Origin of the sequence: Rhizobium vallis, from assembly GCF_003985155.1 — a bacterium.
GTDB lineage: Bacteria > Pseudomonadota > Alphaproteobacteria > Rhizobiales > Rhizobiaceae > Rhizobium > Rhizobium vallis.
Genome location: NZ_ML133687.1, coordinates 328,158 through 354,375 on the forward strand (window position 1 = coordinate 328,158; position 26,218 = coordinate 354,375).

Below are 26,218 nucleotides of genomic sequence, written 5' to 3' on the forward strand. Positions count from 1 at the left end.
TTAGCCCGCGATCATGTCCGTGATACGCTCTGCCGTGCCGGGCATCATCGGCGCAAATTTCTGCAGCATCGTGTCGCCAATCTGGAAATGGTGATAATAATAATTCGTCAACGCATAGCGACGGCCGCGGAGCAACGGTGTGCCTCGGTGAACACCCGTCGTATTTGCGAGGACGAGCGTTCCCGCCTTGCCGATGAACGTTCTGGCCGAGGCCGCACCGGAAGCGATCATCTTCTGCACCCGAGCGTCGTCAACCCGACTTTCCGGAGGAACCGGCAGCCGACCGAGCGCCGAATCTAGCACCACCCGCCATTCCTTGTGGCTGCGAGGAATGTATTGGAACGGCCCGTTCTCCGACGTTACGTCGCAGAGATAGATAATCGCCTTGAATTGGAAGCCAAAGGCGTCGCGATGCCACCCGTCGCCCGATCCACGGTTGGTATCCGTTGCATCAATTCGCGCACCGAGCGTGGCGAAATTGTAGAGTCCGCGGCCCCCAAGTAATTCCCCCATCGATCGAAGATATTTGTCCTCATGAAAAAGCCGGGCAGTTTCGCTGACCATTTCGACGCCAAACATGCGCATATCCGCGCCGCCGGAAAATTGCCGTACACAGTCCGGATAAGTCTCGATGACCCCGTCCATTTCCGCAAGCGCTTTCGCGCATTGTTCGGCTGACCAGTAATTCTCGACAACAGCAACTCCCTCGGATGCAATACGCTCTACGATATCGACGGAATCCGAACGAATCGACATCAAATAGGCCGAGAGGTCGTCTGCCTTAACAGGCAGCGCGTGCTCGTGCTGCGACCTTAAGATCGATTTCCAATAATTCCTCGCGTCAATCCCATTCTTGATGCTCAACATCGCTACACCTGTGGTTGTCTTAAAGGTTTTCTGAAAGCGTAAAACGTAAACCACGTCTCGCGCCAGGCGCCGAATGCATCCACTGGTACCAAGTCGTTAGCGTTGCCGCCACCTTGCCAGTTATTTCGGCGACCAAGAATATCATAGCCACTCAATACCTCCTCAACTGGCCCTGCATTTTCAAACAGAGATGCTAAGCCGGCATGTGTGTACCGGAAATAATCGCCGGGCGATTCATGGTAGCGCTGCGAGAACGGGACAACTGTAATACACACACCACCGGGCTTAAGAATGCGATAAGCATTCTCCGCTGCGATCCACGGTCGGCGAAGATGTTCGAATACGTTATTAGAATAGACGACAGCCGCAGACTCGGGCTGGCAGCCGGAACTCTGAAGGAATGACAGCGAGCAAATATCGCCACCGAAAATGTTCCGTTCCACGTCTCCCTCAAGATCATTGCCGCGATACTGGAACTTCTGTTCGAAAAGTACTCGATTTTTTCTCCGTTCCTGTTCATCGAACTTGAAGTTACCTTGGATGCCAAGCAAATAAGTTAAATCACCGTCGCCGCTTCCGATTTCGAAAAAAAGGCCACTCGGTGTGTTCGCATCGAAAATGATCCGTCGTGCGTCGATTTCCTTGTTAATTTCAGTGTTAACTGCAACGTCTCGCTTTTCGAAAGTACCAAGACTAGCATGTTTGTCGTAAATGAGCCTCCCGTCCGCCCATTCGATGGATACGGCAGCGTCTGAACTGGCCTTCTGTCGTCGAAGGAAATGGACTGCTCGGAGAAGATCGACAAAGCTCATCGTTTCCGTGCTCCGAACTTGGAAAGAAGGGTCGAAATGGCATCATTTCTTTTCGGAGTTCCCGCCGATTTCGCAATAGTCCGATTTGGTTCGGGCATTTCACCGAATTTGAGAAAGAAGCGCGCCGCCATCTCTGCCGAAGCATCCGCATGCATTTGCGAATAATACTCCTGCATTGATATCGGTCCCAGATTGCCGTCATGTGTCTTGCGGGCTGCGAAAATCAGGATCGCCTCGGGCGCCATCTCTGTGATGTATTTTCGACCATGCGTTCGATAAAGATTTTGTTCTGCGGGCATAGCATACGGACTTTCCGCAAAGACAAACAGCGATGAGGTCAGGACTTCAAAGCCAGCCTTTTTGTAAAAGGTCCGATAAAGATCAGGACTGATTTGCCAAAACCCATGATCAAGAAAGCCATTACTTGGAGTCGCATGAACGACAACGCCTCCAATTCTTACAAGTTGTGCAATCGATCTCATTGCCGACGGTGCGTCGAATATATGTTCGAGCGTGCCGCTGTCGTAGACGACATCGAATTGCCTGCCGATTTTTTGGGGCAAATCAGGATCGTTCAAATCTGCAATGATATCAGCCCCTTCGTAGTCAGAAATATCCAGGGCCGATATGTTGTCGAAACCTAGGTTGCGAAAAAAGCCAGCCGCCGTATCAAATGGCTGCTTGCCGATGGCCGCATCTTTTAAGTCGGGATGGGTGCTCCAGTGATGCAGAAAGTGTTCATCGCTGAAATTAAGTGTCGGCACGCCAAGCGTTAGGCAGCTCTTTTTTTCCGCAGTCTCTTGCGCAATTCTGCTCAAGACCAATGCATCGTAAATTAACATTCCCATCAGCGTTTCCTCTTGGCTTCCAGCCACCGTCGAGAAGCGGCCCAGAATGCCCACCCCCCGGGGGATTGCTGCAACTCAGTTCTCTGTGCACCCGGCGGCAAATTTGTGTTTCGATCTGATGAGAAAGCCTTCGGCACTCCCGATACTGGAGTGTTGTTTGTCGCCTGTTCGGACCTGTTATCCACCGTTCGCGAGATACTCTCGAGGCATTGGCCGAGGGCGATCTCAGGATCAGGTTCAGATAGGGATTTGAGGAGAACATCGTCGGGCGAATTGATCAAAACGTCACAAAATCCCTCAATCGAATAGTCTAGGCGGTTACCGCCCACTGCCAGCAGATGATGCCGCCCAAGACGAATGTCGAGGCCTCTCGGAATAATGGCATGACGGGACATGATCCCACGGTCCGAGGTCGCGGCGATCTCGCCCAGCATCTTGTCGACCTTCTCAGCGGATATGATACTGGAGAATTCGCCCGATACAGCAGACCAATCGCTTTTGGTCGTTTCGCCATATTGCAAAGCACGAGTTACAGCATCCGCAATATCAGACGGATTTTCATATTTGAAGAGGTAGGGCGGCGCGTGAAATCCAGCCGGAAGAATACTGGCGACATGCTCGTTTGCAACGACCGACATACCACTGGCCCAAGCATAAGCCGCTGTCCTGCAACGACGCTCTTCCGGTGCCGGATGGAGAAAAACACGACTGTTTCTGTAGAAGAATGAGAGCGTTTCCAGATCCAGGGGAAATGGATAATCCCAATCCAACGTCAACAATGTGAAAAACTGGCGTTCCTTCGGTGTGAATGTTGCCTCAAAATGCTCTCGAAGATCGTTAATTCCGGGCAGCTCGATCTTTTTCGGCGTCGGGCATATAAAGAGGACCCGGTACATTTGTCCTGCATCGTAAAGCGCACGTACTGCGGCAAACAGCTCGGGAATACCCTTGAAAGCGACCGCGCGTGCAACGTACAAAATATCCCAAAACGGTTCAGCTGCTCGCGGCTGCAGAAAGAAATCCGGTGAGAAATTGCACGCATCTAACGGAATACGTGCAAACGGTGCGTTATCCGCCTCAATGAGATCACCATCGCCAGCCATGCTGAAATCAAAAAGCGGATCGTAGCGGAACGAATAATCGTGCCAATTATGATGCAAGCCTATGAGATAGCGCTTCTTCAGACGTTCCAAGGTGGCGCGGGTGCTAGGGGATCTGCGGACGAAATTGTCACGTTCCGGCGTGGTAAACACGACACAGCCCTTTGTGTCTCCTGCGGGTGCCTTCAGAAAACAAGCCATATGATTCAAAAGACCTCAGAAATTCAGAATATGAACCTGATCGACATCACCTGCCACCTGGTGCACATCAACTGATGTGCAGCCCGTCTTGCTCAGCAGAAGGTTATAGTGGTCGATGGAGAAGGAACGACGTAGGTAAGGCACTTCCGCTTCACCATTTCCGACATCAAGCATACGTATTTCGACCAGATCGAAACCATCGGCCGGAGGTTGGAAGAAGCGGATCATGATCCGCGGTGCCATCTTTCGGGCAGCTGTGAGTGAGGCGCCTGGCGCCTCCAACATTTCAAGGACATGCGAATAAAGGACGATATCGGCATTGCCAAGATCGGCGGTCGGATCCTGAATATCTCGTTCGAGAAACGCGGCTTTATCGTCATCGGCGTAGCGTTCCCTTGCCGCCTCTAATAGAGACGTCGAAAAATCGTAGCCTGTGTAACGAAGATTTAAGCCGCGTTCTCGAAAGAAGCGATAGAGATGGCCATTGCCACACCCAAAATCGGCAAGATGAAATTCCTTACCGCCAAAAATCTCGATCAATACACTAGCCATGAGATGCTTGGATCGATCCGAGGGGTGCCCAAAGCCGTCGAGATATATCTTCGCAATATTGGAATCGAATGAAGACCAGCTTTCCTTGACGACAGACATTGGTTACCTCTCTTGACGTCCGGCAAGTTGCTTGAGCCTATTATATAGGCGGGTGCCGAAAATAAGACGGGCAGCACGAAACACCCATTGAGGTATTTCCAATCCGCTTGTCGTCTTGGCCGGTGTGGTCGACCCGGATACTATACGTTCGATAGGCGTTTCCCAACTGTGATACCGGAAAGACACCGGTGAAAAGATTGCGGCCGGCACCATTCTCGAGACGGTCACGTTGCCCTTTTCCGGTTCTTGCACTGTTTAGGCCTCCAGCTCAGATGGAATACCACCGCAGATTTATCGCCGATTAATCGGACTTCTTAATCAGCCGAACGATATTGTCTAGTGCTGCGTCTCTCTGGGCGGCAAAAAAGCGGTTTATAATAACCGGAATGCGGTGCCGCATATGAGAAATCTCCCCGCCAAGAAGATTTTTGGTCGCGATTTTTGCGTGATCAAAATCGCAAACTTCTACAGCGACACCCATTGCTTCCAGATCGGGTGAGTAGCGGGGCGCACCCGTGATATTGACGATAAGCGGCACGACATGACGTCCTAGGGCTTCAATCAACGTTGTCGAGAAGAATGAGACCGCCAGTTCGGACCGATCAAGAACCTCCTGCAGCGGCATCTCGCGGGCGGGGCAGAACACGATGTTCTCAAGATTACCGATCATCGCTGTTTCCTCAGCGGTGAGCGGTCCGGCGGGATGCTCCCGAACGAGAATCTCACGATCGGGCCAGGTGGTTGCACACCAGTGGACGAATTCGAGCATTCCGATCCAGGCGGCCTGCGTGATCAGAAGGGAATCCTTCTGAAGGAATACGGAAATCCCGCGCGCGACGGGATCAGCCTTTCTCTCCAAAGGTGCGATCATGTGGCTTCCTGTAACCGCGAAGGGCTGCCTCCGATTAAGAGGGCGGAGCATTCGCGCAAATTCCTCACCCCAAACACAAAACAGGTCGAACCGCATGCGACGGAAACCGTTGTGAACGACGGGCGACCAGCCCTGCTGAATGCAAATGCTCCGCACACCAGCCGATTGTGCCGCACGCGCTAGAATTTCATCGTCGGGATTGTTGCCTTCTGCGACGACAACCGTTGCTGCCGACAGCTTGCAAAGGACATCGAGGAAATGATCATACCGCCAGAGGTTTGCATCCCAGTTCGTCAGGGGGCCAAGAACTGGTGCTTGCGGCTTTATCTCGGGCGCGGTCGGAAAGCGCTCCACTCGTTTGCCCTGCGCGACGAGCTCATCTACCCAAGGCTGATTATCGGGAACGAGCCATATCGGATCGTTGCTTGATAGTTGCATGATGGGCGAGAGATACAGGTAGAATCGTCGCGACAGGGCAAGCGCCACAACGGGACTTTCTTCTTCGCGTCGAACATGTCTGTTCTGTTGTCGATATTGCTTCCGGCTGCCAGTGCGCCATTCATTGAGATGCTCACGAATATAGGATTTCCAACCACTTAACGTTGTCAGCGGGTTGCGATAACGGCCCGACATGTGTTGAAACACCCAGTTCGCAACAGTCGAGATGGGTATGGCGTCGGGGTGGTCGGGCAATGCCTCTCCGGCGGTCTGCCGATCAAAGGCCTTTCGCAGATCCGCGTCGTTGATCAGGCGGAAATAGAGTTCGATCGCGATTACCCGACCAAAATCAGCTCCCCTATACTGGAGAGCACGCAATCGGGTGCGCCTCAGAGCCGAAACATGTGCTTCGATTGCTTCAATCAGCGCCGATTGAAAACGATAGGCCGTTACATCGACAACTTCATCACGCGCGGGCTTATCCCCCACGTTTTTTCTCCGCGTCAATATCATGCAGAACCATTTCACGGATTAGTTCTTCAAACGATTTTCGGGCGCTCCATCCGATTTCTCGCTCGATAAAGCGCGGGTCGCCGCAGAGCGGTATGGGCTCCAGCGGCCGGAAGAATCGAGGATCCTGCTCGATGCAGCCCGCGGGGTCCAGATGGAGAACGGAGCAGGCCGTCTCGACCAATTGCCGAACGCTTCTCGCTTTGCCTGTGGCGACAACATAGTCTGCAGCAACACGATGCTGCAAGATGCTCCACATTGCTTCAACATAGTCCGGGGCATACCCCCAGTCTCGCAGGGCATCGAGGTTTCCAAGGCTGACATGCTGCTGTCGCCCGAGCGCCACTCTTGCCAAGCCGCGCGTAACTTTGCGGGAGAGAAAAAATTGCTCCCGACGAGGTGATTCATGATTGAACAGAATGCCTGTGCAGGCGAAGCTGCCGAGAGCCGTGCGATACCGCGCGACAAGATCGGTTGCCGCAAGCTTCGCAAATCCGTAGAGAGAGCGCGGATTGCGAGCGCTCGATTCAGACTGTGGTGTCTGCAGGGGGGTGCCAAAGATCTCGGATGTGCCGGCAAGAAAGAAGCGGCTGCCGGGGCGATCAGTTAAAGCGTCGAGCAGCGCCTTGGTGCTGCCGAAGATCGCATGATAGACATCCGAGCTGCCTGTAACGTTGCTGTCAACGCGGCTGGGACCGCCGAGATGATAAGTTTCATCTGGCGCAACTGATCTGCATATACTGGAAATCTGTGTGCTGTCTCGCAGATCGGCGCCATGGACGACGATCCGCGACAGGAGCATTTGAAGATATTCCGGCATCAGCGCCTGATGTGCCAGGCGCTCAGGCCTGACAACGCCATGTACTTCGTAGCCCTTCCGCAAGAGCAGTTCAGCCAGATAGGAGCCGTCCTGACCGGTTACGCCCGTTACAAGTGCACGGATCGTCATGGCCAGTGTTCCCCGATCACAGAGTTCCTTCCAGCCGGTCGAGCGCGATCCAGAAGCCCTCGCCGGCATTCTTGTGCCCCTGCCAGATCTCCGGAATAAAGGAAATACCCGGGCTGAGTTCGGCCAGCCGCACACCGAGGCTGGTGAAATCAATTTCGCCTTCGCCAATCTGCAGACCTTCGCTATCCACGCCGGCCGCGTCGACGATATGCAGATGGCCGGTCACAGGCGCCAATAGCTCGACGTATTCGTCAAAAGAACGTCCCCGATGATTGGCCGCAAGTTTGGAATGCGAAACATCGAAACAGATTCTAAGCCCGTTGGTTTTGGCAAAATCCAACGTATCTTCGGGGTCGACGAAGAGATTGCAATGCAGTTGCCCACCGAGATACCACGGGAATGGTGGCAATGTTTGCGGCATGATCTCCACGCCATCACTGTCGATGCGTAGGAGTGAGTCCGCGACGCGTTGGTAGAGCTCAGGAATACGATCCTTCGCGACGGCCTCATCGCGGGACATGCCGCCGAGACTTACAACAAGTGGTATTTTGCCTGCATTAGGAAACCAGCGCCTAAGGCTTCGTGCGGCGTCTATGGCCGATTGCAAGTGGCCTATCGAGATTTCCCGATATTCCTCGTCGTCGGCCGCCAGATTCAGAATATGATCATTTGCGAAGAGGTCTGGACTGTGGACCACTAGCCCCGTCTGCACTTCGGCGTCAAAAAAACGATCGAGATCGGCTTCTATATCCTTGTATGAAAGATGGAATTCAATGAAATCCATCGGCAGCCCTTGATGAAGCTGCCGCCAGTCGTGGTAACGAACGGGGATACCCCAGGGGCGTTTGAATGAAAACGCCCTCGGCCTTACGATCGCATCCTGCAAATCCGTCGGATAGAAGAAATCGCCCACGTCGATCTGGCGGTTTGAAACTCGGCCAATAAGCTCGTTGATGCGATTGGGCTGGAGCCCTTTCCCGGGGCTGGTGATTGACACCATCGACGCGTCAATCTTTGTACCTTCAGCTATGTCGCAAGAAGCAACGAGACTCTTGGCGAGCACTTCGCGATTCATCATTTCGCCGACGGAAGGCTCCCGAACCGCCGATGTTCCCAGAGCAGCTTCGATCTCGCGGATAGCCGTTACCATATCCTTGAACTCGCCCGGTTCGAGGCTGACCTTATGATCGTTTCCGACCATGTTCCGATCCAGTGTGATATGCTTTTCAATGATAGAGGCACCGCGAGCGACTGCAGCAATCGGCACGGAATAGCCCCGCTCATGTCCCGAGTAGCCAACGATGGCGCCTGAGAGTTTTGCCAGCCGGTCCATATAACGAAGATGCACATCCTTGAAAGGCGCGGGATAAGTGGAATTGCAATGGAGAAGCGCAAATTGCGCGCCTGCTCGACGCAATTCACCGACACTCTCCAGAATCTCGGCTTCGCGTGACATACCTGTCGACAAGATCATCGGCTTGCCGGTGGCCGCTACGGCGCGGAGCAACTGATGGTTGGTAAGATCAGCTGATGCAATCTTGAATGCCTCAACACCCCAAGCGGCAAGGTAGGCGACGCTACGCAGATCCCACGGGGTGCAAAGCGGTATGATGCCGCGCGAACGGGCGTAATCGAGAATCTCGCCCATTTGTTCATTCGTAAGATTGGACCGGGCGAGCACCTCAAGCGTATATTGCGCGCCGAGATCGGCGCTTGCATCGTCGGACTTGCCGCTATTTCGGTAAAGTGACTGCAGGTCCCGAAGCTGAAATTTGGCGCAATCGGCACCTGCCTCCACCGCGCAGTCGACGAGCTGCTTTGCGATGTCTACGCTGCCATTATGGTTCACCCCGATCTCCGCGATAATGAAGCTGGGCTCGTCAGGACCAATTCTCCGTCCAGCGATTTCGAAGCCGTCATCGGTCTGCGCCAGGGCGATCGCCGTCACTTTTGCGTGCGCATCGACCAACGGTATGAATTTGACCTGACCGTTAAACAATCCAACAAGCAGTTCGGTTGGACTGTCGTCACGCGCACTGACTGCCGAGCGATTGCAGATCGACAATACAGGTTGATCCAGCTCAATGCGCGGAGTTGCTGATATCCACCGCCGGAAATCGCCGTCCGTCAGGATACCATCCAGGTGGCCTGTGGGACTGAGGCAAAGAACAAAGCCCTTTTTGATCTTCGATATCTGGGCAAGCGCCTCGGTGATGGAGGCTTCTGAAAGCACTGCGTATTTAGAGATGTTCCGGTCGATGATCATAGCATACCTGTCGAGCGAAGCGCAGCTTCCGCGAGCGCAAGGTCGTCAATCGTATCGATGTCGACGCTTTCAATCGCAGACATCTGATAAATTCCAATCTTCCCACCGAGGCGACATTTGTCCCGCAGGAGAATTTCTGTGCGAGTTATATATATGGAACCGTTCTCTTCAAAGAGCCCATCCTCCTCTGCAACATCCTGACGGCGCGGCCGATTGCGAAAATCATAATGCGCGCGGGCGTCCGTGGGCCGTTGCCAAAGGAAGGGATGGATCTCTTTCGCCGATACGATGCTGTCGCTGGCAGTATTCAGAAGGGTCTGGATGGACTGCTCGACAGATCCCGGCTTGCGGATTGGGCAGGTGGGTTGAAGAAGAATAACAAAATCCGGACTATAGCCCGTCTTCGCCAACATCTCCACGGTGTGGATCATCGCCTCCTCTGTTGAAGATGTATCGGTAGAAAGGTGGTCGGGTCGCAGGAAGGGTACGTCCGCGTTATATTGGCGTGCGACTTCGGCAATATCGGCGCCATCCGTCGACACAACGACCCGATCGATCGAAGTTGCTTCCAGCGCTTGTTGGATGCTCCATGCAACCAGCGGCTTATTGCCTAGGGGCAGCAGATTTTTGCGAGGAATGCCCTTGGAGCCGGCGCGTGCCGGTATGACTGCAAGTATTTTCACGGCGGAACCCAGTCTGTCAGAAATATCAGAGCTCAATTGTATCCCAGAGGCCGGGGGCAATGATATGGCCTAGCCGCTCTCTCTTATAACCTCGGTATGCTGTATTTTCAGAGAGTTCCTCAATTGTGAATTGTATGGAGGCCGGTACCTCCAGCAGCAGGTCGCTTACGGTGCCAAGGTAGGTAGTAATCGAATAGCCGCCCGCCTTCAGGAAGCGCGGCGAAATATGAAATGATGCACGATATCTGCCGGGGTCACGGCGAATCAAAGGCATCTCCAAACCGTCCGTGTCGAAACTGGAAAACAATTCAATCATATTGCGAAGGGCAACAATGGTTAGCTGCAATGTTTCAAGCGGCTTATGAACCTCGTATTCGAAAGTGAGAACGATCTCATCGTTGATATCGAAAACCGTTTCTGGCGTGCCATCTGGCCTAGCCACCGCGACGCGATTCAAGCTCACACCATCACCATGATAACCCGCGTCGTTCTGGGTTGTGGAGCTGTCGGCGATGAGCTTGGTATATTCCTCGATAGTCTCGCTGACACCTCCGGATTTTACCATCTTTCCTTTGTGGAGAAGGACTGCCGAGTTGCACAGCTCGTTGATTGATCCGATATTGTGGCTAACGAAGAGGACTGTTCTGCCGCTCCGCATCAAATGGTTGATTTTCACCAGGCATTTCTTCTGGAAGGCCGCGTCGCCGACGGACAGAACCTCGTCGATGATTAGGATTTCCGGATCCAGATTAGCGGCAACCGAAAACGCCAACCGGGTGTACATGCCGCTGGAGTAACGCTTCACAGGCGTGTCTATGAAAACGCCGATTTCAGAAAATTCAACGATCTCATCGAATTTCCTCTCGATCTCTCTTCGAGCCATCCCGAGGATCGAGCCGTTGAGGAAGACGTTCTCACGACCGGTCAGTTCAGGGTGGAAGCCGGTTCCCACCTCAAGTAGCGACCCAACGCGGCCGTGAATGGTGGCCGAGCCGCTGGTCGGGTCCGTTATGCGGGATAGAATTTTCAGCAGGGTACTTTTGCCCGCGCCGTTGCGGCCAATAATCCCCGTGACCTGTCCTCTTGGCACCTCGAACGAGACATCCTTCAGTGCCCAGAGGTCTCTCGTTGTTTGCGCCGTTGAGCGAGGCTTGAAAAGCGATGTCAAAGACGACATCACCCCGCCGGTCGAGGCGGTTTCGCCCAGTCGATAATACTTGGATAAGTTATCGACCGTGATAACTGGATGCGACATTTTCGGAGGCCCTAGATATGATCGACGATCGTGCGTTCCAAACGCTGGAACAGCATCGCGCCGATCAGCAAAAGAACAATGATGACACAAGCGGAGTTGGCGACTGCCCAGGCCGGCGGTGCTGCGACATTCCCCCCGAGCAATGCCCAGCGGAACCCCTGCACCAATGGTGTCGTCGGGTTGAGGAGGTAGTAAACCTTGAATTTCTCTGGAACGAGTTCAATCGGGTAGATGATTGGAGACGCAAAATACCAAAGCTGCGTAACGAGCGCCAGTCCGTGACGCACGTCTCGGATCAAAGCGTCAAGTCCTGTAAGAATGAGTCCGACCGCAAGCGCTAAGAGACCAAGCAGTACCAGATAGCCGAAGGCGATAACCATGTTGAATGACGGCGGGACACCGAAAATCACCATCACGCAAAGGAGCATCAGAAAAAGCACTGCAAGGTCGGAAAGCGAACTCAGCAGAGCAGCGATCGGAGCGAGCAGCCGAGGGAAGTATATCTTGCTCAGAAGAGCTTGCTGATCGGCGAGACTCGTGCTGACGCTTGTCAGCGAGCGGCTGAAAAATTGCCAGCAGGTGATGCCTGCAAGAATATAAACTGGGTATGGCACGCCTTCCGACGGAAATCTGGCGAGATAGCCAAAGAACACGGAATAGATCACCATAGTTGCAAGCGGTTGCAACAAAATCCAGATGATGCCGATGTAGGACTGCTTGTAGCGTGTCTTCACATCTCGCCAGACAAAGAGGTAAAGCAGATATCGGTATTCAAACAACTCAGCAAAATTCACCGACGCGAAGCCCTTCCTCGGGTGAATTTTCACAATGTGTTCGTTTGTATGTTCCATGCGCCAAAGCCGTCCTTCAATTCGCTGCTAGGCAAACAGCTTCGATAGTTCTTGCGTTCGTATGTTGTAGTTGTGTTCATTGAGAGTTCGCCGTTGACCTGCTTGCGCGATCCGCTCCCGCTCGCGATCATTATGCTGGTAGAACCGTATCAGCTCAGCACATTCCTCTGCGCTTTCGTAGCATACGATTTCTTTTCCAGGCTCGAAGATCTCCGCAATATTCGATTTACGATCGGTCACGAGAAGCGCGCCCATGCCCGTCGCCTCGTAAAGCCGCATGTTGTTTGCGAAATTTTCAGCAATGCCGATATGGTTGTTCACCGTGATTTTGGACGAACCGAGAATACGGAACATATCCGAGCCCCAAGCTTCGCCTCTGTGTCGCGGCAGGATAGGCGAGGCATTGCTCAACTGGTCCCCGCCGCCGCCCCATATAGCGATGTCGGTGTTTCTGGTCAAATATTCGAGCAGTATCGTTCGACCTGCATGCGCTTGAGAAACACTACCAACGAATGACACATCGACACTTCGTTCCAGCCGGCCGATTTTTTGGAGAACGCGCGGATCGAATCCGAGCCTGTTGAGATGCGCGGGAATACTTTTCTGTCTGAAATAGTCGACAAAATTCGGCAACGACGAGATCATCATATCGTAAGCGGCATAGCTTTCATTGTCAGGCAACGGCGAAGCTATCTGGCCGACAAACTTTCCTGCATAAGGCTTCATCTTCAAAAGAAGATCTGAACCCACCTCGCTCACTGATTGATTGAGAACAATGTCGGGGCGGAATGCTTTGACCTGCTCAAGCAGCATTTCGGCCAAAGACCACCCTTCAATCGGTGTTGCTGAGCGAAGGGTGACGCTCGAGTCGATTAGTTGCCGGGCTTTCCCTGGGGGTAACAAACGTCTTGCCGCCCGGGCCCATAAGGAAGGTTTGGAACGGGTGGTCGAGCGCGGAGGCACATAGCCGTTTTCCTTCATCCAGATCGTTTGCATCGAGCCATTGTTGGCATGAACCTCGATCGCCTCATGGCTGGAGTGACGAAATCCGACTGAATAGGCGTCAAAGACACCAAAAAGGCTATCATTGCGCGCAGCCATTTGTTCAGCGTAGGAGGCCGAACCCAAAAGGGGGAGATCAGCATACAGCTTGCGAAGAAACACGGGGTAGTCGGTGTTGATAATGAAAACGCGCATGGCCATACTTTGAAAGCGTCCAATCGTCTATTTAATGTCTTCTTCCGATGCTATCTCAGCGGCATCTCAGCGACAGTTAAAAGGGTGCTGAAACCGAAAAGCACTCAGGATGGAACTGCGGGAGGAGCGAGCAGATCTTATAGCTCTCTCGCGTGCGGCGAAGCATTCTCCATCTCTGATAGCAAGCGCAGGTGACAGAGATCGCGCGAGCAGGACGACAATCGTTTGCCGGCAAATCGACCGAAGCCTGATATAAGTCTCGGATCGAAAATTCATCTGCTCCAGCCGTTGCTTCGACTTTGCCCGGCGAGTAGGAATCGCTGATGTCGGTTTATTTTTCTGCACTATCGCAGTGAGGTTGATATGGCAACAAGGGCAATCCCTTACCGCGATCTAGAAGCGGTTGTCGACGGTCACTGAGTGACATGTTGAGAGCCTAGGTGAAGCAGCATCAGCGCGCAATCCGCCCAGAACATCTTCCGGCTTGGTTCTATCGATGTTTGGTTCTAGCGAAATCAATTGGCTGGGGAACCTGGATTCTCACATGATTTCAATAACTTAGCGAAATCGCCTTTGAATTCTCTATGTTTTCCCATCGCGAGCGACCGTGGATGCCACCTTTGTGCCCTGGCTTTGGGCATCAGTCAACAGGGCGGGCGAGCGGCAATAATTTCCGCTGTCTAATTTCGGATTGGCTGCCGGTCCGCCATAACTCGCCCCGCGATAGCACGTCCACCTGTCGGTAATACAGGGCGCTGCAACGGTCCGGATTAGGTATCGTCTTGGGCACGGCCCCGTCCACAGCGCGCCATGAAGCGGACGGCGCTACGCCTGGCTGCAGCGAGGTGGGAAGCGGACATCTGGTGGTCGATGGGCACCCATGTCTACGATCACAAACCAGCAAGTTTAGCTAAGCTCGCTTATGCGGATACCACAAAGGGCGTCGCGCTTTCCCCCGTCCTGTAGGTCCATTCGACACCGTCTTGCCCGGTCCCCAGCAGATTGAGGACGGCGCAAGGCAGGTTTCGAGATGTCATCTTCCGCCGCAGAAACTCTGCCTGAGCGCGGTCGTGAGTTGATAAGAGCACCTGATATCCGCGGCTGGCCACAAGATTACAGACGAAATCCGCGAAAGCGGCAGCGTGGATAGTGTCGTTGTGCTGAAGCGGGTCATCCAGGACCAACCCCCGCCAGCGGGACCATGGGTAGGTTAGGCTGGCGGCACACAGCATACTGACTGACAAGGCTGCCATTTGGCCTTCGCTGTGTATCAACCGTGCATCTATGGACGCGATCTCAGGAGGGAGGGCCTGCCCCTCTTTTGTTGGCCGCTGTTCGACGCGGCGGTTCTTAACGTATGACTCCAAGCCCACCCTTGGATCGCCCATGATTGCCATGTTTATGGCCTTCATGAGGGTGTCGAGAGGCTGCATGTAGCTGGTGTTGAAATCCGCCAGTTCGTCGAGAATGTCTGAGCTCGCGGCCTGGGCGATGTCTTTTGTCTCTCGGGTTGCCTGCGTGAGTCTGACCTTGGCAGACACGCGATCCTGCGCCTCCTTACGAAGCTGCAGTCTCTCGCTGTTCGGGGCGCCACTTACCGCGACCCGCAGCCGCTCCAACGCTGCCAGATGATTATCTACGAGAGCCTTGGCAGATCGACCGTCCCGCAGCCGCTTCATTAAATCATCGGCTTCTCTCAACCTCTCTCGCAGTCGGCCGATGGTCGTTGTCCACGGAGTGATCGCGTGCTTGTCGGGTACTTCCGATTGAGCGAAAGCAAGTCTCTGCCAAGTTTCCTCGGCGTAGACTTTTCGTCGCGTCACAGCGGCGACCTGATCAATAGCCTGTTGTTGACGCGTCCTTGCGGCCGGGAGTGCAACGTCAAGCGATGCCAGCCGCTGTTCAATCGACTGCCGCGCCTGCGTTGCTTGTCGGCTCTTCTCCTCAGCCGCAGAAAGTTCGCTCTGAGTTCCACGGATTGCTTCCGCCAACTGGGCCTCGCCGAGATCACCAACGATTTCCACGAGCTCTCGAACGGAGAACGCCGCGGCGTCGAATTCGGCTGCAGTAGTCGACTGTGTTTAGGTTGCGGCGTTCAGTTGAAGCTGAGCTTGGTCACGCCTCCTGATGGCAGCGGCCTGCTCGCCTCCGGGCGTGAAGAAATCGCCGTTCAAGCGGTTCCGCCAATACCACTTCCGCTGCCTCAGCCTCAATATTTCTTCGGCGCTCGTCGCCAGTTGTCGATGACGCTCTTCAGCGACCACACGGTCAACTACAGCGTCGCCGAACACACCAATACCCACGTCAGTCCTTGCGCGTTCCTCGGATTGGAGCTCTTCAGTGAGCGTGGTCAGCTCTTGCTTGGCGGTCTTCAGTCGGTCGAGGCGGTTGGTGGCTGTCTCGGAGCGCTGCGACGCAGATTGAACGCGCTCCTCTTGCGCAAGAACCAGGGGAGCCAGCCTTGCTGCTGCACTTGCTGCCCGTTGTTGTAGTTCACCCTTAACCTCGAAGTGGGTCGCGCAAACAGGACAGTCGCATGCATCATGCGGAAGGTTGGCGGCAACGCTAGCGACCGCGCTCGACATTTCCGAGACCGTCTTCCTTAACTCGATAAGGACGGCGTTCTGCTCATCAAGGAGTGTCTTCGCTTCTCGAGCCGAGACGTCCGCCTGCTCGATGTCCAAGTCTAGCGTGGGGAAGCGCAGTTGGGACGACTGTATCGACGCCTGCAGCTCCACAACCTTCGCATCGCGAGCAAGCCACAGATCCACATTATGCCTCTCGGTCTGGTCTAATCGGCTCCTTTCATCGAGCCGGCCAACATCACTTTCAATTCGACGCACGATCTGCAGCCGACGTTCCAAGGCCTTCACGGTTAGGTTTTCGTCAGCGACTGCCTCGTAAGCCCCGACGAGGGCAGCGTCCGCCTCCTCCTTCCGAGTCTGCGCAACCGCCTGGGCAGTCTTTGCGTCCCGCAGGCCGGTCAGCAGACTGAAGACGTCTCGGTGCGCTTCTGCCAAGCTGGTCGCGCTGACCTCCTCGGCCTTGGCCTTCTCCAATGAGGCGGCGGTCTCCGCGTGTTGTGACGTCATAGTCACTACCTGCCCGTCAGCGATCGCCTTTGCAGCCTCATGCTCGAGCGCTTGCCGCGTCGCGCTCTCCCATTCCTCAAGTACAGACGTCGCCTCGGCCAGACCTTTTTCAAGGCTCCGCAGTCGTATCCGCTGCTCATTGAGGCGCTCGTCCAACGCCGAGATCGTGTTCTGATCGAAGCCAGCTACTGGCGTCTGAGACTTGTTGCCCGCCGCATCATCCAGTAGCCGCGAAATTGTATGGGTTGCCTCGGTGGCGGCAACGTCATCCAAGGCGCCAACTCCGGTCAGCCCGGACCAAAGATTCGCCTCTGTGTCGAGAATACCTTGGAGAGCGTCGACCTCGTCACTCAGCAGTTTGATCCGGCCGTTATAGGCTCGGGCGGCTTTCGTATTGCCCTTGCCATGAAGCGCATTCGCGACGTCTTCGATCTCTTTGCTTTCGGCTGCCTCCTTCAGGATATCGAACCGCTCACCCGGATCTCGGTTCGTGAGCCGGGACATCGTGGACTGTCCAAGGAAGTGGGTGAGTAGCAAATACCTCGACAGTCCGGAAATACTCCGGCCCCAGTTCTCGTCTTTTAAGAATTCCGTAATGTCGTCGATATTGCCGCCCGTGACCGACCTGGTAGCCTCGGAGGAAGACAGGGTGCGCGAAACACTTTTCTCCCCAGTGAAGTCCATGGTCACGGACGTGGGGCCAGGCGTTCCTTCGCGCCACCGGCAAAGATAGCTGCCAACCTTTTTGACCCCGTCGGCATCACGGAAGTGGTCAATCCTGTCTGTCAGCGCCCATTCGAGTCCATCGAATAGTGAGGACTTACCGATACCGTTGCTGCCCTGAACGATCAGCACGCCGGGACCGTCACGGAGGCGAATATCCAACTGCCTGAAGGTTCGGTACTGCTCTAGCCGGACGCGGGTAAGGTAAACGCTGCTCATTTCGACGCCTCCCTTGTCAGGACAAGTTCTGTCACAAGGCTCTCTGGGTCGTCTATCAACTGCTGTGAGAGCGAAACCCACTGCTGAGCTACATCCTGATTGAGCCCGTGTTTCTCGAGAAGGCGCTGAGCCAATTCGTGTGTCTGATCGAGCGGTGCGTCACTCACCGCCGTCACATGCTCCCACGGCATCGACAGAAAAGTTCTCGCCAAGAAAACGTCGAACGACTCCTGCACCGCCGTCTGTTTCGGGATCCAAACCAGTTTCCGACAGACGGTCTCGTCACGTTCGATGAGGTCGACCAGCCGGGCCCAGTCCCCTGTCGGAGTAGGAGCGGTTGCGCATAGCAACAAATGTGCGTTTATGACCTCTCGCTCATACATATATGACCTGGCGACGACCATCTGGGCGTGCAGCTTTTTGAGTGCAGCCGTAACGCCCTCAACCGTATCGAGCGCTATAGGCGCGACGATCACCGGATACTGACCCAGGCGGAGACCAAACAGGCCAGGCATCGCCTTCGTCTCGGCTTCAGCCGGCCGGCTGCGAAACGTCGGTGAGGCGAAGTCTTTGACTTCGTCAGCTCTCCAACCCAGTTGCTCCGTCGCGGCGACCAACAGGAACTTCAAAACCTCAGGTGTCATGTCAGTACCCTATCGCGATCGTTGTTCTGCCGCTCACGCCACGCCTGAAATTCTTCCTTCACCGCGGTTTTCCACGCAGGAAGCCCAGTCTTGAGTGCCGTGCGCCACGGCCCATCATTCCGAACGATCGCCGGCTTGGTACGTCGCGCTACATCAAGCCCGGTTCCGGGATCTCCGCCGTTCAGGATTGTGTCGTCAGGTCCTGTTACGAATACCTCGGAGCTGCGAGAGAGGATAAGGGCGTCGACGTCCCAATGTTCGGGCAAACTCCATTCAGTGAGCAAGCCGCCATCGTCCAACTTGTCAGCGGATGAACCCAGTGCATGCCCGTTCTCGTCGAAGCTAAGATTTCCTCTGGGCACTGATGCCGGCTGGAGTGGCTCACCGAGGTGGGTTGCAAGGATCAGCACCAATGCGCCCGCCATGCGCTCGAGCACAGTTACGTCGCCGCTCCATGGCTTTGCGCTCTCAGGGCCGATACTGCCCAACCAAGCAAGGAAATCACGGCGGAGGGCGGGTGACGCATCAAGTGTATGGCGCCATCCGGCCCAGGTGGCGAGAACCTCTGCAAAAACATCTGCTGCGACCTTTCCCAAAGTATCGCATGTACCAGCAGCCTGCGCTGCTACGAGCATGGCTTCCAATTGGCGGACGAGAGAGGCATCGACATGCTCTCTGATATTGATCGCGCTTACCAACCGGTAGGGATAGCGTGACGCCGCAGTCATAGCGGTGGCGGCGTTGGGCAGCCTGGATTTCCACGCCTCTTGCACGGTTGCTCCAAGGCTGAGGGTGATCTTGCCTCCACTGGCTTTGCTCAAGCGAATCAAGTCATCAGCGTCGATTTTCTCCGGTGTCACCTCTAGTTGCACGACGACAGGTGTGGCCGCGGACTCGCACTGGGTCACCAGCTCCTCAAGCAAGACCTTGCCGCGCTGCACCAATGTCTGGGTCGCGACGTCCCAGGTGACTAAAATGGTGGAGGCCTCAAGGGCGGATCGCCCGGCGAGCTGCGATTTTCTGGCAGCGTCGGCAAGTCTATGCAGCCAGAGGTCGAAAAACACAGTATAAGTTTCGGCATCGAGGGTGGGCGGGACAAGCAGTTCGGGCTTCGCCTTGAACCGGTCCGTGGATACCCTCTGATACTCGTCGAACTGCTCTTTTGCTGGGAAATACCGCTCGTTCTTATCTGGGCCATGCCGCAGGATCACATGATGGAACCGCTTCACAAGGGCTGCCCCATTCAAGGTTATCCCTACAGGCTCAAGGCCATCTGCGTGCTCGATCACATCTTCGATCATACCGGAGCTGCGGCGGACGACGACACCTTTCTGCTGAGCTGCGTGCAGGACAGCGAAGACCATTGCTTGGTTGAGCTGAGCTGCCTTTCCCACTGAGAACAGCGGACCGCTGGAGTTGACGGTCAGAAGCCGATCGGCCCGGACTTGCGGCACCAGCCGATCTAGTATCCCCCGCTCACCAAAGGTCGTGAGCACGTCCTTCTCGAATATCGGCTCCAGATCAGCCTCCGGCGCGAGACCCTCGTACGCCTTCAGGACAGTAGTTCGCAGGATGTCTTGATTGAAATAGCCGAGGAAGGTCTCTGTAAACGGGACGTGCTCGAACCCATCGATAAGGAGGTTTAGGATGTCAGTTAGTGCGCCATCGCCATTCCCGCTTACAAGATAGGTCGCAGGCGCAATGGCCTCGACCGCGGCTGTCCCGACGCCCCGCTCCTTCCAATAGTCATAGGTGTCAGCCGCCCCGACGGTCCGTTCGTCTCCAAAGCCCATGGCGAGGAAGACCTTCTGGACGATCTTTGACACGCCACCGGCGAACGTCATTCGCCATTCCGCACCGGACTTTTCCAGCTTCTCGAGGCGAGCTCCCTTATTCCAAATGAGCTTCGGGAGCATGGCGTTGTGGCTATGGAATTCGGCTGCTAGCCGCTTCGCGATCGGCTTGCCGGTATCCAGATCCCAGTCGAGGAACGGCAATCCGGCGCTCTTGTCGAGCGACCCTGGCGCTGGCCATTCGTAGATATGGGGATGGAGCAGGCGAGGCGAGGCGCTCTGAAGTTGAAGCACTTCTAGCGCGGGGTCGTACAGGCCGACGTCGTAGTCCAGAAGGCCCAGTGCCAATGCGCAAGTCACGCCCGCGGCGCCACCACCGACAACGGCCACTGTATCGTTCGGCTTAAGCATGCCTCGCTCGTGCAGCGCTCTGACCAATCGGAATGCACGGACCTGCTGGGAATAGAATGTGATGCGCCGCTCGAACGTGCCTAGAAAATATAGACCGTCGCTTCCCGGCAGCGTGCTTGCCGTAATCCAATCATTTAGCGGGTCCGAGATACCGATCATGCCTACTTTGCTCGGCGCGGGCATCCTCGCGCACAGCGCGGCGCCGACCAATTGCTCCGAATTCGTTGTTTCCCCCAGCTCAGGATTTCCAAAGGAATCCGAAGCACCGGGTCAATCCTTGCCGGCAAAATCCGGCCCGCGCAATAGTCGATCTACGAAAGAACACCCCAAAAGGTTGAGTAGGTCGTTTTGGAGTGACGATTGGGGAGACCGTCCGCTTCTGGCAATCGGCCGAAGCAGCATTTACGACCGAGGCGCGTAGCCGCCGTGCCGCGGTGGTTGCCAGTAAGGTAGCTTCGGCGCTCAGCGCGGAAATTATTTCCGCTTACGCCGCCGGTTGCCGCCACGCGAAGAACCCAGGCGCAAATCCCCTCTGTGAGGCATCAGGAGCAGTTAACAGTCGCCACGGTAGAGGGTCGTATTGTAGAACTGAGTTGGATAGGTGGCAATTTCGTAAAGTTCTTGTGTGGTACAAGTAGAACGTTGGCCTTTCGCCAATCACACGACCGTGATCGCTAATCGTTTAGTCACGTGATTAGAACTTGTTGCAAATGGCTGAGCCTCTCCAACACTTCCTGCAGCGTTGCGTTTCGATCGACCTGGAAGTTGATCCTGCAACTGCTAGCATCTTCGCTTTTGCGGCAGTGAGCGATGATGCTCGTCTCTCGATCCTGGCAAAAAAACGCGATCTCGTGATGGCCCTCGACCGCCTGGAAGCAGAAGCAACCGAGGGCGTGCACCTGCTCGGCCACAACATACTTCGGCATGACTTGCCTCATCTGTTCGCGGTGCGGCCCGGGTTGGCGAATGTTCTTCGATCACCGATAGACACTCTATGGCTCAATCCCCTCGCATTTCCGCGCAATCCCTACCACCACCTGGTCAAACACTACCATGACGGGCGCCTGCAAGCGGGCCATGTCAACGATCCCGAACTGGATGCGCGACTGGTGTTTCAGGTAATGCGCAATCAACTGGCGGCTTTGAGGCAGCAGAACGCCGACCAGCCCGATGCCGTTGCGGCCTTTCATTTCCTTGCTACGAGGATGGAGAACCCAGGTGGGTTCGACGCGGTGTTTCGGGAGGTTCGCGGAGCTCCCGCGCCCGATCCTCTTGCGGCACAAGAAGCGATTTCCCGGCTTCTGGCGAGGCGCGCCTGCGGGATGCGGCTCGAGCAGACGCTGAACCGCCTTTCTAATCCTCAGCTCGGTTGGCCGATGGCCTATGCTTTGTCCTGGATCCTGGTTGCGGGCGGGGATTCCGTCATGCCGCCCTGGGTACGGGCGCAGTTCCGCGAGGCTGCACTGATCGTGCGGCATCTACGCGACGCTAATTGCAAAAGCCCGTATTGCGCCTGGTGTAGCGAGAAGAACGACCCGGTGCGCGCGCTGTCACGCTGGTTCGGGTTCGATGCCTTCCGCGCGGAGCCCGTGGATGATATGGGCCGCCCCCTACAGCAGCGGATCGTCGATGAGACGATGCGCGGGTCGAGCGCCCTCGGCATTCTGCCGACCGGCACCGGCAAATCGGTCTGTTATCAGATTCCCGCCCTGTCGAGGTTCGACAAGACCGGAGCGCTGACAGTGGTGATCTCGCCGCTGGTCGCGTTGATGGCTGATCAGGTGCAGGGTATGGCGCGGGCAGGGATATCCTCTGCCGTGACCGTCAATGGAATGCTTTCGATGCCTGAGCGGCAGGATGCGCTGGATCGTGTCCGCATGGGAGAGGCCGCAATGCTCCTGATCTCACCCGAGCAATTGCGCAGCAACTCGGTTCGATCGGTTCTGGCACAGCGTGAGATCGGGCTCTGGGTGCTGGACGAAGCGCATTGTGTGTCGAAATGGGGACACGATTTCCGGCCTGATTACCGCTATGTCAGCCGCTTCATCAAGGAATCTTCGGGCGATGAAGCGCCTGCCCAGGTGCTCTGCCTAACCGCCACCGCCAAGCCAGAAGTGGTGCGGGACATCCGAGAGCATTTCAAGTCACAGATTGGACGCGAACTTTTGCTGCTGGACGGTGGCGCAGTGCGCACCAATCTCAGCTTCGAGGTCCGGCCGACGCAGCGCGGCACCAAGCTGGCGGACATCCTCGATGTGATCGAGACCAAGCTACCACAGGAGGGCGCTTCGGGTGCCGTGGTTTATTGCGCCACCCGCAGCGAGACACAGCGAGTGGCCGAGTTCCTCAAGCAGCAGGGTCTGTCCGCGGAACGGTTCCACGCCGGGCTGACGTCCGAGGAGAAGCGTGACATTCAGGAACGATTTCGCATCGGAGATCTGCGAATTATTGCTGCGACCAACGCCTTCGGCATGGGGATCGACAAGCCCGATATCCGATTGGTGGTCCATGGCGACATTCCCGGATCACTGGAGAACTATCTGCAGGAAGCGGGGCGAGCGGGCCGTGACCGTGCCCATGCCAACTGCGTGCTGCTCTTTGGCGAAGAGGACGTCGAGCGCCAGTTCTCGCTTTCGGCTCGCTCGCGCTTAGCCCGGCACGAAATCGGCGCGATCCTCAAGGCCCTGCGGCGTCTTGACGAGCGGACGAAAAAGACCGGCACCGTGGTCGCTACGTCGGGCGAAGTCGTGCGAGCTGAACGCGATCAGGAATTCGAGCGCGACACTAACACCGACGACACCAGGGTGAAGACCGCGGTATCATGGCTGGAGGAGGCCACGCTGCTGAGCCGCGAAGAGAACAAGGTTCAGGTCTTCCCCTCATCGCTCAGGATCCGCAACCTGGAGGAAGCCGAGGCGATTCTGGCCAGAGCCGCGATCACCGGCACCCGTCGCAAGCAGCTTCTGGATATCACGCGCCACTTGATGAACGCGCCGCCCGATCAGGGCATTTCCACCGACGAGCTGGCCGGGATCAGCGGATTGACAGGGGGTATGCTGAACAAGGCGCTGGCCGATCTCGAGGCGCTCGGGATCGCCCGCAACGACGTCGTGGTCACGATATTTGTCCATGTTGCGGTGGACGGTCATTCGCAGCAGCGCCTGACGCAGGCCGCGCGACTTGAAACGGCGCTGATTGCCCTGATGCGGGAGGCCGCCCCAGATGCGGAAGGCGCAGGAGACGTTCCCTTGCATCTGGCTGAAACCTGCCAGGCGCTCCGCAATCAGGGGCACAGCGCAGTGCGGCCCGACATCGTGGAGAAGCTCTTGCGTAGCATGGGCCGCGACGGGCGCGATCAGGATGGTGGTAAGGGAAATCTGCGGCTGCGCAAGGCTTCGCGCAACACGTTGATGGTCACGCTGCAACGGTCTTGGCAGGCGTTGGAACAGACAGCAATCCTGCGGCAGCAGGGGGCAGAACGATTGCTAGGGCACCTTCTGGGCAAGTTGCCGAAGGGTAGCCGCGGCAAGGACATCCAGGTCGAGACCACGATGGGTGACCTGCTCGCCACCCTGACAGGAGACGCGCTGCTGCGCGGCAGCGGCATTCAGGACATGACAAAACTGATGGAGCGCGCACTCCTGTGGCTGCACGAGCAGGAGGTTGTGACCCTCGGCAAGGGACTGACTATTTTCCGGCAGGCGATGACGGTTCATTTGAACCCTTCGGGCGGCCAGTTCACCGTAAAGGATTTCACACCCTTGGAGGATCACTACACGGAGCAGACCATTCAGACCCATGTGATGGCGGCCTATGCAGAAAAGGGCCTTGCCGCGATGGAGCAGGCGCTGCGGCTGTCCGAGGATTACTTTGTGCTGGAGCGCGACGCCTTTCTGCGCCGCTGGATGCCCGGCAAGGGTGGTGAGATCCGGCGTCAGACTACTGGCAGCTCTTGGAAGACGATCGTAGAGGCGCTGAAGAATCCAGTCCAGCAGGAGATTGTCGCTGACGACCGCGAACAAACAAGCGTCCTGGTTCTTGCAGGACCGGGCTCGGGCAAGACGCGCGTTCTGGTGCATCGCATCGCCTACATAATCCGTGTCCGCCGTGAGGACCCGCGCGGCATCCTCGTGCTGACCTACAACCGTCATGCCGCTGCCGAGATACGCATCCGGCTGCGGCATTTGATCGGCGATGATGCGGCTGCGGTGACCATATCCACTTGTCACGCACTTGCGATGCGACTGGTGGGCGCGAGCTTTGCCGGAACTGCAAACGAGACGTCCCACGACTTCGACGGGATCGTTCTGGAGGCAGTGCGCCAGTTGAACGGGGAAGGACTGAGCAAACCGGAGGCAGAGGCACAACGTGATACGCTGATTCAAGGCTACCGCTGGATCCTGGTAGACGAGTATCAGGACATTGGCCCCGAGGAATATGCTTTGATCTCGGCCGTCGCAGGCCGCTCGCTGGACGATAAGGAGCTTCGGCTCAGCCTGTTTGCGGTAGGCGACGATGATCAGAATATCTACGCTTTCGCTGGGGCGTCCATCCGCTTCATCCGCCAGTTCGAGGCCGACTATAGCGCACGACCGATGTTTCTTGTCGAGAACTACCGCTCGACTGGGCATATCATTACCGCCGCCAACGCAGTCATAGCGCCAGCCGTGGCCCGCATGAAAGCCGGCCATGACATTGCCATAGATCGCAAACGCATCAAGGCTCCGCCCGGAGGAGATATGGCGGCGCTCGATCCGGTAGCCCATGGGAGGGTGCAGGTGTTGGACTGCCCGCCCGGCGATGTGGCGCAGGCGATGACCGCGGTTGATGAACTCGTCCGACTATCACGCCTCGATCCGGAGTGGAGCTGGTCGCGCGCGGCGGTCATAGCTCGCGACTGGCGGCGGTTGGCCCCAGTGCGCGCCTATGCCGAAAAGCTTGGCATTCCGGTGGAGATGGCAAATGAGAGCCTGCCAAGCATCTGGCGTTTGCGTGAGATGCAGCAGTTTATCGATGTCCTGCGCCGCGATTCGACACGTCTGCTGGGCGTGCGTGATCTGGTGGGCGTGCTGAATGCGATACAGTCCAATCGCTGGACGGATCTGATCGGCGAAGGCATCGCCGCGCTGGCCAAGGAGCTTGCGAACAAGACCATGCCCGTACCTGACCTCGTCGAGTGGTTCGCTGAGTGGGCCCACGATGCGCGCAGCGATCAGCGCGCACTCCTGCTACTGACAGCGCATCGATCGAAGGGCTTGGAATTCGACGACGTCGTCATCCTGAATGGCGGTTGGGACAAGCCTTCTAGGGGCGAGGATTCTGATGCGCCGCGCCGGCTTTTCTATGTCGCCATGACCAGAGCGCGACGTAGCCTTGCCATCATTGCCGAAGGACAGCATCCGTTCGTCCCGCACGGCGAAGAGCATGTGCTGCGCCGCGCCGCGCCAACCATCTCTGCTGCGGCCGATTTTCCCGCTGCGCTATACCAGGTGCCGAACCTCAAGACCGTGGACCTGTCGTGGGCCGGACGCCTCGGCCCCGGTCATCCCTCGCTTACCGCAATCTCGGCGGCAAAGGCAGGGGACCCACTTCAGATCGTGCGCGATGGCCCTACTTGGATGATGCAAGATTCTCGGGGGCAAACTCTCGGACGCATGGCCAAAAGCTGGTCGCCTCCTGAGGGTCTCAAGTTCCTCCGCGGCGAGGTCGGTGCCATCGTGCGCTGGCGCAGGGCCGACAACCAGGAAGAGTTCCGGGTGCACCTTCGCCGAGATGTTTGGGAGGCGGTCGTGCCTGAGCTCGTCTTCGGATAAGAGATCAGGCTTGAGCCCGTTTGA

Annotated in this window: 17 protein-coding genes; 1 reads left to right on the plus strand and 16 read right to left on the minus strand. The window is 56.3% G+C overall.

The window, feature by feature from the left end; all coding sequences use genetic code 11:
• The 16 genes from EFQ99_RS06820 to EFQ99_RS06895 form a co-directional block, all read right to left on the minus strand.
• The gene (locus EFQ99_RS06820) at positions 1 to 867 is read right to left on the minus strand and encodes a phytanoyl-CoA dioxygenase family protein (RefSeq protein ID WP_126920072.1); all 867 of its coding nucleotides are present in this window, start codon (positions 865 to 867) and stop codon (positions 1 to 3) included.
• Between the two features lie 2 nt (positions 868 to 869).
• Complete coding sequence (locus tag EFQ99_RS06825) at positions 870 to 1,679, minus strand: class I SAM-dependent methyltransferase (RefSeq protein ID WP_126920074.1); 810 nt, start codon at positions 1,677 to 1,679, stop codon at positions 870 to 872.
• Entirely contained in the window at positions 1,676 to 2,527 is an 852-nt protein-coding gene (locus EFQ99_RS06830) for a class I SAM-dependent methyltransferase (RefSeq protein ID WP_126920076.1), read from the minus strand. Before EFQ99_RS06830 ends, EFQ99_RS06825 begins: the two co-directional genes overlap by 4 nt.
• Positions 2,527 to 3,780, minus strand: coding sequence for a glycosyltransferase (locus EFQ99_RS06835; RefSeq protein ID WP_126920078.1), 1,254 nt, complete (start codon positions 3,778 to 3,780; stop codon positions 2,527 to 2,529). The genes EFQ99_RS06830 and EFQ99_RS06835 overlap by 1 nt, the downstream gene beginning before the upstream one ends.
• Before the next feature lie 63 nt (positions 3,781 to 3,843).
• Positions 3,844 to 4,479, minus strand: a complete 636-nt coding sequence (locus EFQ99_RS06840; protein WP_126920080.1) for a class I SAM-dependent methyltransferase — start codon at positions 4,477 to 4,479, stop codon at positions 3,844 to 3,846.
• 301 nt (positions 4,480 to 4,780) lie between these two features.
• Positions 4,781 to 6,277, minus strand: coding sequence for a hypothetical protein (locus EFQ99_RS06845; protein WP_126920082.1), 1,497 nt, complete (start codon positions 6,275 to 6,277; stop codon positions 4,781 to 4,783).
• Entirely contained in the window at positions 6,267 to 7,247 is a 981-nt protein-coding gene (locus EFQ99_RS06850; protein WP_164736342.1) for a GDP-mannose 4,6-dehydratase, read from the minus strand. The genes EFQ99_RS06845 and EFQ99_RS06850 overlap by 11 nt, the downstream gene beginning before the upstream one ends.
• A 16-nt stretch (positions 7,248 to 7,263) precedes the next feature.
• Positions 7,264 to 9,513: an N-acetylneuraminate synthase family protein gene (locus tag EFQ99_RS06855; RefSeq protein WP_126920086.1), complete on the minus strand. Its 2,250-nt coding sequence runs from the start codon at positions 9,511 to 9,513 to the stop codon at positions 7,264 to 7,266.
• The gene (locus tag EFQ99_RS06860; protein WP_126920088.1) at positions 9,510 to 10,196 is read right to left on the minus strand and encodes an acylneuraminate cytidylyltransferase family protein; all 687 of its coding nucleotides are present in this window, start codon (positions 10,194 to 10,196) and stop codon (positions 9,510 to 9,512) included. Before EFQ99_RS06860 ends, EFQ99_RS06855 begins: the two co-directional genes overlap by 4 nt.
• A 25-nt stretch (positions 10,197 to 10,221) precedes the next feature.
• On the minus strand, positions 10,222 to 11,451 hold the full coding sequence (locus EFQ99_RS06865) for an ABC transporter ATP-binding protein (protein ID WP_126920090.1): 1,230 nt from the start codon (positions 11,449 to 11,451) through the stop codon (positions 10,222 to 10,224).
• Positions 11,452 to 11,462: 11 nt separating this feature from the next.
• A complete protein-coding gene (locus EFQ99_RS06870) occupies positions 11,463 to 12,302 on the minus strand; it encodes an ABC transporter permease (RefSeq protein ID WP_126920092.1) in 840 nt (279 codons plus the stop codon).
• Positions 12,303 to 12,329: 27 nt separating this feature from the next.
• The gene (locus tag EFQ99_RS06875) at positions 12,330 to 13,505 is read right to left on the minus strand and encodes a CgeB family protein (RefSeq protein ID WP_126920094.1); all 1,176 of its coding nucleotides are present in this window, start codon (positions 13,503 to 13,505) and stop codon (positions 12,330 to 12,332) included.
• A gap of 914 nt (positions 13,506 to 14,419) precedes the next feature.
• Positions 14,420 to 15,523, minus strand: a complete 1,104-nt coding sequence (locus tag EFQ99_RS06880) for a hypothetical protein (RefSeq protein ID WP_126920096.1) — start codon at positions 15,521 to 15,523, stop codon at positions 14,420 to 14,422.
• A gap of 57 nt (positions 15,524 to 15,580) precedes the next feature.
• Positions 15,581 to 17,533: an AAA family ATPase gene (locus EFQ99_RS06885; RefSeq protein ID WP_126920098.1), complete on the minus strand. Its 1,953-nt coding sequence runs from the start codon at positions 17,531 to 17,533 to the stop codon at positions 15,581 to 15,583.
• Positions 17,530 to 18,177, minus strand: a complete 648-nt coding sequence (locus EFQ99_RS06890; RefSeq protein ID WP_112737364.1) for an ABC-three component system middle component 1 — start codon at positions 18,175 to 18,177, stop codon at positions 17,530 to 17,532. The genes EFQ99_RS06885 and EFQ99_RS06890 overlap by 4 nt, the downstream gene beginning before the upstream one ends.
• On the minus strand, positions 18,174 to 20,540 hold the full coding sequence (locus tag EFQ99_RS06895) for an ABC-three component system protein (RefSeq protein ID WP_126920100.1): 2,367 nt from the start codon (positions 20,538 to 20,540) through the stop codon (positions 18,174 to 18,176). The genes EFQ99_RS06890 and EFQ99_RS06895 overlap by 4 nt, the downstream gene beginning before the upstream one ends.
• 551 nt (positions 20,541 to 21,091) lie before the next feature.
• On the opposite strand from EFQ99_RS06895, the gene EFQ99_RS06900 reads away from it, so the two are divergent.
• Positions 21,092 to 26,194, plus strand: a complete 5,103-nt coding sequence (locus EFQ99_RS06900) for a RecQ family ATP-dependent DNA helicase (RefSeq protein WP_126920102.1) — start codon at positions 21,092 to 21,094, stop codon at positions 26,192 to 26,194.
• Positions 26,195 to 26,218 lie beyond the last annotated feature (24 nt).